At 67.3% G+C, this 13,803-nt stretch carries 11 protein-coding genes; 8 read left to right on the forward strand and 3 right to left on the reverse strand.

Annotation, left to right across the window (positions count from 1 at the left end; all coding sequences use genetic code 11):
* Window positions 1-13 precede the first annotated feature (13 nt).
* Entirely contained in the window at window positions 14-1,228 is a 1,215-nt protein-coding gene (locus P1K31_RS16455; protein ID WP_276306399.1) for an acyl-CoA dehydrogenase family protein, read from the forward strand.
* Between the two features lie 113 nt (window positions 1,229-1,341).
* On the opposite strand, the gene P1K31_RS16460 is transcribed toward P1K31_RS16455, so the two are convergent.
* The gene (locus P1K31_RS16460) at window positions 1,342-2,334 is read right to left on the reverse strand and encodes an FAS1-like dehydratase domain-containing protein (RefSeq protein ID WP_276306400.1); all 993 of its coding nucleotides are present in this window, start codon (window positions 2,332-2,334) and stop codon (window positions 1,342-1,344) included.
* Window positions 2,335-2,337: 3 nt separating this feature from the next.
* Window positions 2,338-3,360, reverse strand: coding sequence for a zinc-binding dehydrogenase (locus P1K31_RS16465; RefSeq protein ID WP_276306401.1), 1,023 nt, complete (start codon window positions 3,358-3,360; stop codon window positions 2,338-2,340).
* A 167-nt stretch (window positions 3,361-3,527) separates the two neighbouring features.
* Between P1K31_RS16465 and P1K31_RS16470 the strand changes: the two genes are divergently transcribed.
* The 6 genes from P1K31_RS16470 (at window position 3,528) to P1K31_RS16495 (ending at window position 10,153) form a co-directional block, all read left to right on the forward strand.
* Window positions 3,528-5,204 (forward strand): acetate--CoA ligase, encoded by a 1,677-nt coding sequence (locus tag P1K31_RS16470; protein ID WP_276306402.1) that lies wholly within the window; start codon window positions 3,528-3,530, stop codon window positions 5,202-5,204.
* A 155-nt stretch (window positions 5,205-5,359) separates the two neighbouring features.
* Entirely contained in the window at window positions 5,360-6,721 is a 1,362-nt protein-coding gene (locus P1K31_RS16475) for an ABC transporter substrate-binding protein (protein ID WP_276306403.1), read from the forward strand.
* Between the two features lie 9 nt (window positions 6,722-6,730).
* A complete protein-coding gene (locus tag P1K31_RS16480) occupies window positions 6,731-7,654 on the forward strand; it encodes a branched-chain amino acid ABC transporter permease (protein ID WP_276306404.1) in 924 nt (307 codons plus the stop codon).
* A complete protein-coding gene (locus P1K31_RS16485) occupies window positions 7,651-8,691 on the forward strand; it encodes a branched-chain amino acid ABC transporter permease (protein ID WP_276306405.1) in 1,041 nt (346 codons plus the stop codon). The genes P1K31_RS16480 and P1K31_RS16485 overlap by 4 nt, the downstream gene beginning before the upstream one ends.
* Window positions 8,688-9,434 carry an ABC transporter ATP-binding protein gene (locus tag P1K31_RS16490; RefSeq protein ID WP_276306406.1) on the forward strand — a complete coding sequence of 249 codons (747 nt, stop codon included), beginning with the start codon at window positions 8,688-8,690 and terminating at the stop codon, window positions 9,432-9,434. Before P1K31_RS16485 ends, P1K31_RS16490 begins: the two co-directional genes overlap by 4 nt.
* Window positions 9,434-10,153 (forward strand): ABC transporter ATP-binding protein, encoded by a 720-nt coding sequence (locus P1K31_RS16495; protein WP_276306407.1) that lies wholly within the window; start codon window positions 9,434-9,436, stop codon window positions 10,151-10,153. The genes P1K31_RS16490 and P1K31_RS16495 overlap by 1 nt, the downstream gene beginning before the upstream one ends.
* A gap of 290 nt (window positions 10,154-10,443) precedes the next feature.
* On the opposite strand, the gene P1K31_RS16500 is transcribed toward P1K31_RS16495, so the two are convergent.
* Entirely contained in the window at window positions 10,444-11,445 is a 1,002-nt protein-coding gene (locus P1K31_RS16500; RefSeq protein WP_276306408.1) for an LLM class flavin-dependent oxidoreductase, read from the reverse strand.
* A 224-nt stretch (window positions 11,446-11,669) separates the two neighbouring features.
* Between P1K31_RS16500 and P1K31_RS16505 the strand changes: the two genes are divergently transcribed.
* Entirely contained in the window at window positions 11,670-13,802 is a 2,133-nt protein-coding gene (locus P1K31_RS16505) for a hydantoinase/oxoprolinase family protein (protein WP_276306409.1), read from the forward strand.
* The last annotated feature ends 1 nt before the right edge of the window (window position 13,803 follow it).

The raw sequence follows: 13,803 nt of genomic DNA on the forward strand, positions 1-13,803 counted from the left end.
CACAGGGTGGTCCATGGAGTACAACGACTCCGAGACGGGGCGAGAGCTCGGCGAGCGCGCGCGGCGGTTCATGGACGAGGTGGTACTGCCGGTCGAACGCGAGCATCCGGGCGGCGAGGCGGTCTCCGAGGCGGTCGTCGCCGACCTCCGCGAGGAGGCCCGCGACCGCGGCGTCTACTGCCCGCAGATCGGCGAGGAGTGGGGCGGAATGGGCCATGACTTCCGGGACGTCCTGCCGCTGTTCGAACAGGCGGGGCGGTCGCTGCTGGGCGCGCCGGCCATGCGCGTCGCCGCGCCGGACGAGGGGAACATGCACACGATCGAACTGGTGGGCACCGAGGAGCAGAAGGAGGAGTACCTGAAGCCGCTGGTCGCCGGCGACATCGTCTCGGCGTTCTCGATGACCGAACCGCGCGACGGCGCGGGGTCGGACCCGAAGATGATGCGGACGAGGGCGGAGCGCGACGGCGACGAGTGGGTGATCGACGGCCACAAGTGGTGGACCACTCAGGGGAGCGAGGCCGACGTGCTGATCGTCATGGCGCGCACCGACATGGACGCCCACCCCTACGCCGGTACGTCGCTCTTTCTCGTCCCCGCCGACGCCGACGGCGTCGAGATCGTCCGCGACATCCCCCACCTCGGGCCGTCGACCGTCCACTCCAGCCACGCCGAGATCGAGTACGACGGCGTGCGCGTCCCCGAATCGGCGCTGCTGGGGACCGAGAACGAGGGGTTCACGCACGCCCAGCAGCGCCTCGGTCCCGCCCGGCTCACCCACTGCATGCGCTACACCGGGATGGCGACGCGCGCGCTCGACGTCGCGAAGGCGTACCTCTCGGAGCGCGAGGCGTTCGGCGGGACGCTGGCCGACAAACAGGGTCCTCGGTTCGCCGTCACCGAGGCGGAGATACGGCTGCACGCCGCCGGGACGATGGTCCGGGACGCGGCGACGAAGATCGCCCGCGGGGAGACCGCCCGCCACGAGGTGTCCGCCTGCAAGGTGTTCACGGCGAACGTCACGCAGGACGCCGTCGACACCGCGCTCCAGCTCTGCGGGGGAAGCGGGATGTCGAACGACCTCCCCATCGCAGACTTCTACGCCTCGGTCAGGTCGTTCCGCATCGTCGACGGGGCCGACGAGGTCCACAAGCGCACGCTCGCCCGGGAGTCCTTCGAGAACGTCGACGCGGCCGAACTCGAGTCGCTCCCCCGGTTCGGGGAGTGAGCGTCGGCGTCGCCGGAACGGACGGGGCGGTTCGCCCGGTCGCTCGCGCGAGTTTCCCGACGGAGACGTCGTGGACGCCGATCCCGAACTGGGGCGAGACCCGCCCCCGAGCGTCACGCGCGGTCCGCGGTCGGGATCGTCGCCGTGACGTCCCCGAGCAGGACCGTCTGTCCCGTCTGGCGCGTCGCGGTGAGTTCGGCGGTCACCTCCGGCGCGTCGACGCCGGTCACCTCCCCGGTCACGGTCAGCGTGTCACCCGGCCAGGCGCGGGCGGTGAACCGGGTCCGGAACCGTCGGATCGCGGCGACCCCGAACCAGTCGGTGACGAGGTGGCCGGCGTAGCCGGCCACGAGCATCCCCTGGCCGAAGACGCTTCGGTTTCCGAGCGCCCGCGTGTACCGCTCGTCGTAGTGGATGGGGTTGAAGTCGCCGCTCGCCCCGGCGTACCGGACGAAGTCCTGCGGCACCAGCTCCTCCACGATGACCGTCGGGCCGGCGTCGCCGACCGCGACGTCGGCGACCGAGTCGACCGGCTCGAATCCGGCGACCGGCTGCCGGACGCTGGCCCCGTCGGGAGTCGCGTCTCGATCGATCGGGTCGGGGTCCCGATCGCTCTCCGCCACCGGGCCGTCGGTCTCGATGAGCGTCTCCCGCTCGGTGACGACCGGCGCGCCGCCCGCGTCGACGTACTCGGTCTCCAGGACGGCGAACGTCATGGTTCCGCCCTGTCGGCCCTCCCGCTCGTACGCGTCGGTCAGCGTCGTCGTCGCCGAGAGCGTGTCGCCGACGTACACCGGTCGCGCGAACTCGTAGGCCTGTTCGCCGTGGAGTTCGTACCGGATGTCGAACCCGAGGTCGAACCCGAGCCGACCGACGCCGTCGGGCCGGTACCGCGGGAACATCGACGACCGGGTGAACGTGGGCGGGGCAGGTCGGCGTTCGAACCCGCGGTCGGCCGCCGCCTCCGGGTCGCGGAACACGGGATCGTCGTCGCCGACCGCGGCCGCGAACTCGGCGACCTTACCGCCCTCGACGGTGAACCCCTCGACCGACTCGACGGTGGCGCCCACCCGTGACTCCAGCCGGTCGAGCGTCCGGTTCGACATCGGCTACGGCCTCACGACGATCTTCCCGAAGCCGTCGCCCCTCGACAGTCGCTCGTGGGCCGCGGGTATCTCCTCCAGCGAGATGACCGAATCGACGACCGGTTCGACGTCGCCGTCGAAGAACGCCCCGAGCACGTCCTCGAACTCGCCCATCGTCGCGCCGGTCGCCCCGATCACCTCGAGTTGCTTCCAGAACACGTGGTGGAGCATCCCCTGATCGGCATCGCCGGTCGTCGCGCCGACGGTGACCAGTCGGCCGCCGCGGGCCAGGCTCCGCACCGCCTGCTCGTAGGTCTCGCCGCCGACCGACTCGAAGACGACGTCGACGCCGCGACGGCCGGTGAGGTCCGCGACCGCGTCGTCGATGGCCGTCTCGGTGTAGTCGACGACGCGCTCCGCGCCGAGGTCGCGGAGCCGTTCGGCCTTCTCCGCCGAGGAACTGGCGGCGTAGACCGTCGCCCCCGCGTGCGCGGCGATCTGGACGGCGGCGTGGCCGACGCCGCCGCTCGCTCCGAGGACGAGCACCTCGTCGCTCGAGCCGACGCCGGCGCGGGTGAGCAGGCCGCGCCACGCGGTCCCGAAGTTCGAGGGGACCGCGGCCGCCTCCTCGAAGGGGACGTGGTCCGGGAGTTCCACCGCGTGGCGCGCCTCGACGGCGACGTACTCGGCGTGGCCGCCGTCGCGCTTGACCCCCAGTCCGCCGTAGTCGCGACACATCGTCGTCTCGCCGTCGTTGCAGAACTCGCACCCGCCGCAGTAGGTCGTGTTCCAGTAGAGCACGACGCGGTCGCCGGGCGCGAGGTCGTCGACGTCCGCACCGACCTCGGCGACCTCGCCGGCGACGTCGATCCCGGTGACGATGGGCGGATCGCCCTCGTAGCCGCGTCGTATCCAGACGTCCGTGTGGTTGACCGCGCTGGCTCGCACCTCGATCAGGACGTCGTCGCTCCCGACCTCCGGGTCGGGTACGTCCCGCACCGCGATGACGTCCGGACCGCCGGTTTCCGGTATGACTGAGGCTCGCATGGCGAAGTGGACGATGATTCTCGGACGGACACTTATACTTTTTCGGCGGAGCGGGTCGGAGGTGGGCGGACCACCGACGCGTCCCCGTCGCGGAAGGACGTCGCCGCGAACCGGCGGCCGGCGACCCCACCGCAAGTTGTATAGTTCCGCTCGCTATCTGGTGGCACATGCTGGAGGAGACCCGGATAGACGCGTACCACTTCTACGAGCGGGAGTGGGACAGCTACGACGAGTTGCTCGACGCCTTCGAGTGGGAGGTCCCCGAGTCGTTCAACATGGCGACGTACGTCTGCGATCGCTGGGCCGAGGAGGGCGAGCGGGTCGCCGTCTACGCCGACGACGGTGACGGGGGGCGAGAGACCTACACGTTCTCGGAGCTCCGGGACGCGGCGAACGCCGTCGCGAACTACCTCCGGCGGCGGGGCGTCGAACGCGGCGACCGCGTGGGGATAAACGCGCGACAGCGGCCGGAGACGGTCCTCGCGCACCTCGCGTGCTGGAAGCTCGGCGCGGTGTCCGTCCCGCTCAGCACGCTGTTCGGCACCGACGCCGTCCGGTACCGGCTCGACGACGCGGGGGCGGTCGCGTGCGTCGTCGACGACTCCAACGTCGACACCCTCCGGGCCGTCGCCGGGGAGGTGTCGTCGCTCGAAACCGTCGTGACGGTCGGCGCGGCCGCCTCCGGGGACGGCGAGGCGGCGTTCGCCGAGGTCGTCGAGGCGAACTCGTCGGCGTTCGAGACGGTCCGGACGGACGCCGAGGACGACGCCATCATCATCTACACCTCGGGCACGACCGGCGACCCGAAGGGCGTCCGCCACGCCCACCGCGTCCTGCTCGGGAACCTCCCCCTGTTCGTCACCGGGTTCTGTAATCTGGAGCTCCGCGACACCGACGTGTTCTGGACGCCCTCCGAGTGGGCCTGGGTCGCCACCCTGTTCGACGTGGTGTTCCCCGGCCTGTTCTACGGTCGGCCCGTCGTCGCCTACACGGCCGACGAGACCTTCGACCCGGCGACGGCGATGGACGTCATCGAGCGGTACGACGTGACCAACTACTTCGCCCCGCCGACGGCGCTGCGGATGATGGAGCAACTGGAGGACCCGGGTCGGTGGGACGTCTCCAGCATCCGGTGCGTCCCGAGCGGCGGCGAGTCGCTCGGTCAGAGCATCGTCGACTGGGCGCAGGACGTCTTCGAGGGCGCGGCCGTCCACGAGGCGTACGGGCAGACGGAGGCGAACATGATCGTCGGCGACTGCACGGCGCTCGTCGAATCGCGGGCGGAGAAGATCGGTCGTCGCGCACCCGGCCACGAGATCGCCATCGTCGATCCCGAGACGGCGGAACCGACCGTCGAGCCGGGTGAGATCGGCGAAATCGCCGTTCGGTTCGAGGGCAACCCGGTCTGCTTCAAGGAGTACTGGAACAAGCCGGAGAAGACGGACGCGAAGGTCAGAAACGGGTGGCTCCTCACCGAGGACCTCGGTACCCTTGACGAGGACGGCTACCTGGAGTTCACCTCCCGGAAGGACACCGTCATCATCAGCGCGGGCTACCGGATCGGGCCGGTCGAGATCGAGGAGGCGCTCGCGGCCCATCCGGCCGTCGCCGACGCCGGCGTGATCGGCGTGCCCGACGAGGAGCGCGGGGAGGTGCCGAAGGCGTTCGTCGTCCTCGCTGCCGGGTACGACCCGAGTTCGGACCTCGAATCGGCGCTCAAGCGGGACGTCAGGGATCGCCTGGCCGAGTACGAGTACCCCCGCGAGATCGAGTTCATCGAGGACCTGCCGAAGACCAGTTCCGGGAAGGTCCGCCGGACGTCGCTCGAAGCGCGCGAGGAGTGATCGGGCGACGCGGGATACCGCCCGGTGAGACGTTTCGAATCATCCGAGTACGGGAGGCCCTGGGAGATCAGTGCCGCTCTACCGGTTTTTCTCTCCCCGTCGAGGGTCCGGGACAAGGGGAATAGTTATTAACGATACTTACATACGGTTGGTCCATGCGGCCACCCCTCAAGCCGGACGGAGACATCGTACAGCGCGGAATCCCCCCCGTCGACCCCCACCTCGACCGGCGGACGTTCCTGAAGGGGGCCGGCGCCGCGACGATCGCGGCGTCGATGGCGGGCTGCTCGAACCCGGCGGCGGACGGCGGCGGTGGCGGTGGCGGCGGTGGCGGCGAGATTCCCAGCGAACCGCTTCGGATGGCGTGCGTGGGGTTCACCTCCGGGCCGGCGGCGGTGTTCGGCACGCCGATGATGCAGGCCGCCCGAATGATCGTCGACAAGATCAACGACAACGGCGGTATCCTCGGCGAGCGGACGATCGAGATGGAGGAGTACGACGAGAACAACGAGAACATCTCACAGCAGTACCGCCAGCTCGCCACCCAGGAGAACTACGACATCATCATCGGATACATCTCCAGCGCGAACGCCCTCACGGTTGGGCCGATCGCCGAGGAACTCGGCCAGCCGACGATCATCTGGGACACGGGGACGACGGAGCTGTTCGACAACGCGATCACCGACCCGAAGTACGTGTTCCGGACGTGCGCCAGCAGTTCGACCGACGCGGTCGGCGCGGCGTTGGTCCTGAAGAACGCGCTCCCGGACGTCGAGACCGTCGCGGGCGTCAACCAGGACTACGCCTACGGGCGGAACAACTGGAACCTGTTCAGGAAGGCCATCGATGCGTTCAGCATCGACGTCGAGGTCGTCGAGTCGCGGTTCACGCCGTTCCCCAACGAGGACTTCAGCTCGACCATCAGCGCCCTCAACGACAGCAACCCCGACTACCTCTTCTCCAGCCTCTGGGGCGGTGACCTGGTGAACTTCATGACGCAGGCCAACGGTCGGGGGCTGTTCGACGACACGCTGCCCTGCTTCAGCGGCGGGACGCACGTGTTCGCCGACGCGCCGAAGCAGGTCCCCGACGGCCTCCTCTTCGGGGCCCGTGGTCCCCACTTCCCCTACGGGGTCCTGGGGTGGAACTCGCTCCACGAGGAGTTCGTCACGAGTTTCGAGGAGCGGTACGACGCGTCGCCGTACGCGCACGGTGCCTTCCACGCCTGGCAGGCGCTGCACGGCTACGTCCACGCCGTCGAGCGGGCGTACAACCTCAGCGGGGAGTACCCCGGCCCCGAGGCGTGGATCCAGTCGATGGAGGGTATCGGCTTCGACACCGCGAGCGGCTTCCTCAGCATTCCCCGAGGGAGCCACAACGCGGTCGAACCGTCGTTCTGGGGGTTCTCGGACACCAGCAGCGAGAACATCTCGCTGCGGGACCCCGTCTGGATCGCCAAGGAAGAGGTGAACCCGCCCGTCAACAAGACCACCGGCGAGTGGCTCGACAGCATCTGACCAGCGACGATGCCCATAGACCTACTCACCCAGCAGGTGCCGCTCGTCCTGAACGCGCTGTTCCTGGCGTCGGTGCTGTTCCTGCTCGGGACCGGCCTCTCGATAATCTACGGGATGCTCAACTTCCTGAACCTCGCGCACGCCGCGTTCCTAGTCCTCGGGGCCTACGTGTCCGCGACGGTCATCACGCGGGTGGTCACCGCGCTCGGCGGGTCGGTCGGGAGCGGCGTCCTGTTCGTCGTGCTCCTCGTCGGGTTGCTCCTCGTCGTGCCGGCGGTCGTCTCGATCGTCGGGCTCGCGATGGAACGGACGATGTTCCGGCCGATATACGGGCTCGAGGACGACTACCAGCTGCTGGCGACGTTCGGCGTCATCCTGATGATGGAAGACGGGATGAAGTTCATCTGGGGCGGACAGCCGGTGACCGCGACCGCACCGTCCAACCTCCTCGGCGGCGTCACGCTGTTCGGCTCCCGCTACCCGCTGTGGACGCTGTTCGCCACGGGCGTTACCGCCGTGATCGCCGTCACCCTCTATTACTTCTTCGAGGGGACGCGCCTGGGCAAGATCACGCTGGCGATGGCCGAGGACGCGGAGATCGTGGGCGTCACCGGCATCGACACGCGGTCGGTCCACCTCAAGGTGTACGTCATCGGCGTCGCGCTGGCGGGGCTGGGCGGGGCGCTGTACCTGCCGAACGCGTCGATGACGACCGGGCTCTCGCTCCAGTTCGTCATTCTGGCGTTTGCGGTGCTGGTCATCGGCGGACTCGGTAGCCTGAAGGGGGCGATCGCCGCCTCCCTGCTCATCGGCTTCATGCGGTCGTTCGGCACCTACTACGTTCCGCAGTTGGCGCTCGCGATCGTGTTCCTGCTGATGGCCGCCGTGATGCTGATCAAACCGACCGGTCTATTCGGAGACATCAAAGCATGAGTCAGGACACTGACGTCGGGATTGCAGGTACCGTTCGGGAGGGCTTCACGACCCCGTCGGGTCTCGCGACCGCCGGGCTCGTCGTGCTCGCGCTGGGGCTGCCGTACCTCCCCGGCACCGGGCAGTTCGAGGTCTTCCTGACGGCGCAGATCCTCGCGTTCGCGATCGCCGCGGTCGCGTTCAACGTGCTGCTCGGGTACACCGGACTGCTGTCGTTCGGTCACGCCGCGTTCTTCGGCGGATCGGCGTACGCGATCGGTCTGGTCCTCCGGTACACGGAGGTCCGCGAGCTGTTCGTGCTGCTCCCGATCGGGATCCTCGCGGCGGCCGTCCTCGCGGTCGTCATCGGGTACATCTCGGTCAGGCACACCGAGGTGTACTACGCGCTGTTGATGCTCGCGCTGAGCTTCCTCCTGTACGTCGTCACGGTGAAGCTGTACACCTACACCGGCGGCACGGACGGGGTTCCGATCTCGTCGCCGACCGTGGCCGGCATCGACTACGTCGCGGTCTGGGGCTACAGCGGCTACCTCCAGGGCGTCCTCTACTACGTCATCCTCCTGTCGTTCCTCGTTTCGATAGCGCTGATGTGGGTGTTCATGAACTCCCCGTTCGGGCTGACGCTCAAGACGATCCGCGACAGCCCCGAACGCGCCCGTGCCATCGGGATCCCCGTCGTGCGGTACCGCTGGTACGCGACGATCGTCTCGGGCGTCTTCACCGGGGTCAGCGGCGCGATGTACGCCTTCCTCAACAGCCACGTCACGCCGGGCACCGTCCTCCACTGGTCGCGGTCCGGCGAACTGGCGTTCATGACCGTCCTCGGCGGCGTGGGGTCCTTCTTCGGGCCGATCGCCGGCGCGGGGGCGTTCATCCTCATCCGTTCGGAGGCCCAGCAGTTCACCGAGTACTGGCACTTCGTGATGGGGCTGGTCCTGTTTCTCATCGTCGTGTTCGAGCCCGAGGGCGTGGCGGGGATCGCCAGACGGGTACACGGGAAGGCGAGCGAACTGATCGAGGGGAGGCGACGGGAATGACAGTCCTCGAGACGAGGGAGCTGACCAAGAAGTTCGGCGAGCTCACGGCCGTCGATCACGTCGATTTCGAGATCGAGAGCGGGGAGATCGTCGGCATCATCGGCCCGAACGGGGCCGGGAAGACGACGTTCGTGAACCTGCTCACCGGCGTCCTCGAAGCGACCGACGGCGAGGTCGTCTTCGCCGGCGAGACGCTCGGCGACGCGCCGGTTCACGACCGCGCGAAGCGCGGGCTCGTCCGCTCGTTCCAGATCCCGCAGGTGTGTAACGACCTGACGCTGCTCGAGAACGTCCGTTCGGCGGTGCTCTCTCGCGAGCGACGGAGCAACTCCCTGTTCTCCGTGCTCCTCTGGGAGGACGATAGCCGCGCGGAGGCCGTCGAACTACTCGAGACATTCGGACTCGCCGAACGGCGGAACGTGAAGGCGGAGACGATCCCCCACGGCGACAAGAAGATCCTCGACGTCTGCATGAGCGTCGCGATGCGGCCGAAGCTGCTCATCCTCGACGAGCCGACCAGCGGGGTCGCGACCGACAACAAACACGAGATCATGAACCGACTGCAGGAGTACTTCGAGACGACCGACTCGGCGGTCCTGTTCATCGAACACGACATGGAACTCATCGCTCAGTACGCCGAACGGGTGTTCGCGATGGATCAGGGGCGGAAGCTCGTCGACGGCACGCCGGAGGAGGTCCTCGAGGACTCCACGGTGAAGCGTCGCATTCGGGGTGAGGAGTGATGCTGCTCGAACTCGACGACGTCGAGGCGACGATCGAGGACGTCACGGTCCTTCGAAACATCGACGTCGACGTCGGCGAGGCGGAGAGCGTCGCCATCGTGGGACGGAACGGCGCGGGCAAGACCTCGACGTTCCGGACGGTGATGGGCCTCCGCGACCTCGACCACGGGACGGTCACGTTCCGCGGCGAGGACATCACCGACTACGAGACCCACGAGCGAAAGCGACTCGGCATCGGGTTCGCCCCGGAGAACCGACAGTTGATCTCGAAGCTGACGGCCCGGGAGAACATCGAGATGGCGCTGTGGGGGTCGGACGACGAGTCCGACGTCGACACCGAGGAGCGTCTCTCGATGGTCCTCGACGTCTTCCCCGCGATGGGGGAGTTCCTCGACCGGGCCGCCGGAAAGCTCTCCGGCGGCCAACAGCAGATGGTCGCGGTGTCGCGCGCGCTCGTCTCCCAGCCCCACCTGGTACTCCTCGACGAGCCCTTCGAGGGGCTCGCACCCAGCATCAAGAAGGACCTGCGCGAGAGCATCGGGGTCATCCGGAGCGAACTCGGCGCGTCGGTGTTCATCGCCGAATCCCAGCTGAATCACGTGCAGGGCGTCGTCGACCGGCTGTACGTCATCGATCGGGGCGAGATCATCGCCGAGACGGACGATCCGGCCTCGGTCGAGGAGGACGAAGAACTCATGCAGATCATCGGAGGGGGCTGACGCCGGCACCGCATGTACCGTCTTCGGGCAGATGAAGCCGTACCTCGACAGTCCGGCGTGAGAGATGGCCGTCAGTTTCGACGCGGCGTCGGCGAACGACGCGTCGTTCTCCCGCCCGTCGACCGGTACGACGCCGAAACGACGCGGACGAGGGGAGACACCGACGAGGGGATCGACGATTCCGCGACCGCCGAAGGTCGGAGTTCGAGAGTGTAGCGGGTGCGATCCGCACATCACCCCTCCGCCGAGGAGACCCCGCGTTCTCGGCGGGACGGCGATTGCTCCCGTCGTCACTCGCTCATCGGTCGCAGGACCGTCCGGTCGAACTCCCGCGCGTGCTCGAGTGGAGCGCCCGTCGGGAACGTGATCATCACGTTGTCGACACCGACGTCGTCCAGCGCTCGGAGCCGCTCCCGACAGTACTCGGGGGGGCCGGCAATCGCCCACCGCTCACCGAGGTAGTCCTGAACGCGTTGTGGGAGTTCCTCCGGGGATCGGGCGTCCTGATCGCCGTGCTCCCGAAACTCGTGGGCCTCAACGAGCCTCCTCAGGTCGTCGTGGAGTTCCTCGGGCGCGCTCTCCACCGAGTGGCTGAAGTTGTGGTAGGCGATCGGCTCGAGCATGTGCATGAGGGTCCTCGTCGCCTCCTCTCTGGTATCGGCGACACAGCCGGGAGTGAGCGTCGTGATCTCCAGGTCGTCGAGGGATTTCCCGGCCCGCTCCGCACCGACGCGGAGGTTCTCGTGTGCCACGCTCCGGATGACATCGGGGGCCGAACCACCACCAAACATGATACCGTCGACGACCTGGCCAGCCATCCGGAGCGTAACGGGGCCCTCGGCGGCGACGTGGACCTTCACCGTCCCGTTGGCCTGTTTGAGGACGAACTCCTCGCCACCGAACTCTACCGCGTCCCCCGACAGCAGCGTCTGTATCTGCTCGACTGCCTCGTGGAGTTCGCTCGCTTTGGCCGGCTGTTTCCCGATCGAGTAGACGCCGCTGTCTCCCGCGCCGATACCGATACCGGCCCTGTCGCCGGAGAGCTGGTTGACCGTGGCGATCGCGTTCGCTGTTACCGACGGGTGTCTGCTGACGGGGTTCGTGACGCCCGTACGGAGACCGAGCGTCTCGGTCTCCATCGCGCAGACCGCCAGCGTCACGTACGCGTCCGTGTACAGCTGTTGGGAGTCGGCGACCCAGATCGACTCGAAGAGGCTCTCCTCGAGGAATCGAGCGTACCTCCTGGCAGCGTCGATACCGGTCGGGAAGTAGAAACTGTCTACGCTTACCATACGTCTCGGTAGCCCCCCACGCACATTATTATTCGGGTAGAACCCTCAAGTCGGAGCGATTCCGGTGACCGACGAACGGACGCGGGTTCGCAACTGATACTCGAACACCCGACTGCGCGTCCCCGACTCGGTTCGGGGGCGCACGCGACAGTCGTCTCGGGGGAACCGCAATGTGATCAATATGCATGAATTACAATGTTAATTATTTTTTTCCGAACATATAAGTGGAACCTGGTCGTGGTGCCACCACCGCAATGGGATACTTGTGCAATGTTGACATCGGTGGTACTCATACGGACGTGGCGGTGATCGACGAGGAGGGAACCATCACCGGAGCCAAGGTCCAGTCGACGCCGGGGGACTTCGCTCGAGGATTTCTGGACTCGCTCGACGCCATCGCGTCCGAACTGGGTATCGGGACGACCGAACTGCTCGAGTCCTCTGATCTGGTGTCACACGGGACGACCGTCGGTACGAACGCCGTGATCGAGGGCGAGGAATCGGAGACGGCACTCGTCACGACGCGGGGTACCGAGGATACCCTGTTCTTGATGCGGGGGGCGCCGGGTCGGACGAGCGGGCTCCCGATCGAGAGGGTACTCAGATACCAGCACGCGGAGAAGCCGGAACCGATCGTTCCGAGACAGCGCGTCTACGGTATCAACGAGCGAATCGACTCGATGGGCGACGTCGTCGTCGAGTTCAACGAGGAACAGGCCCGGGACGTGGCCCGGACGCTGCACGATGCGGGCGTCGAATCCGTCGCGGTCAGTTTCCTGTGGTCCTTCCTCGAACCGGACCACGAAGAGCGGATGATCTCGATACTCGAGTCCGAACTCGACGACGACGTCTTCCTCACGCGGAGCAATCGACTCGTTCCGAAGTGGGGAGAGTACGAACGGACGACGGCCGTCGCGATCAACGCCGCCATCGGGCCGGTCACCTCACGGTACATCAACGACATCGACGAGGAACTCTCCGACAGGGGGTACGAGGGCGAACTGCTGGTGATGCTGATCGGCGGCGGCGTCGCGCCGGCGGCGGACGCCATCAGGGAGCCGGTCCGGACCATCGACTCCGGGCCGGCCGCCGGGATGATCGGCTGTAGTTACCTCGCAGACCACCTGGGTCACGAGGACATCATCGCGGCGGACATGGGCGGGACGAGCTTCGACGTCGGCTTGCTCACCGACGGCGAACCGCTGACCAACGCCACGAACGTCATCAACAAGTACGACTACGCCATCCGAAACATCGACATCGACTCCATCGGCAACGGTGGGGGCTCTATCGCGTGGTACGACCAGGACACCGATCGTCTGGAGGTCGGCCCGCAGAGCGCCGGGGCGGATCCCGGCCCCGCCTGCTACGACCAGGGCGGTTCAGAACCGACTATCACCGATGCCGACCTGTTGCTCGGGTTCTTCAACCCGGGCGAGTTCCTCGGAGGGCGTATGACCCTGGACAGAGGGCTCGCCGAGGCGGCTATCGGGGACCTGGCCGATACGCTCGGCATGAGCGTCACCGAGACCGCCAGCGGTATCGTCGAAATCGCGAACGCCCAGATGGCCGACCTCGTGGGGCAGCGGACGATCAATCGCGGGTACGACCCGCGGAACTTCGTCCTCTACGCCTACGGGGGGGCCGGCCCGCTACACATGGCCGCCGTCGCGGATCAACTGGATATCGAGACCGTCGTCGTCCCTGGAGGGAGCGCGTCCTCGGTCTGGTCGGCGCTCGGAATCTCCTCGTCGGACGTCCTCCACCGAAACGAGGTGTCCAACATCCGGACGGTCGCGCCGTTCGATCCCGGGAGCGTCACACGCCGGTTCGAAGACGTCGAGAGCGACGTCGTGGATAAGCTCCGCGACAACGGCTTCACCGAGGACGAGATTCGAATCGAGCGCTACGCCGACCTCCGCTACGGGGCCCAGGTCCACCAGATTCCAGTTCCGATGCCGGGCGGGACGCTCGGTCGGGACGACGTCGACGACATGATCGTCCGCTTCGAGAGGAAGTACGAGGAGCTCTACGGTAAGGGGGCAGGCGCCAGCGAGAGCGGCTTCGAGCTCGTCGCGGTTCGCGTCGACGGCTACGGGCGAACGACCAAACCCCAACTCGAACAGTCCGGCGCTGACGGCGAGGGATCACCCGACGGGACGGAGGACGTCTTCTGGCCTCGGGAGTCGAGACGCATCGAGACCGACATCTACTACGACGCCGATGTCGGGCCCGGAACCAGCATCGCGGGACCGGCCGTCGTACGGATGGAGAACACGACGATCGCGATTCCACCGAACGACACCTGCGAGATCGACTCGTACAGCAACTTCAACATCTCCATCGGAGGGAACTGAC

Source organism: Halomarina halobia (assembly GCF_029338575.1).
GTDB lineage: Archaea > Halobacteriota > Halobacteria > Halobacteriales > Haloarculaceae > Halomarina > Halomarina halobia.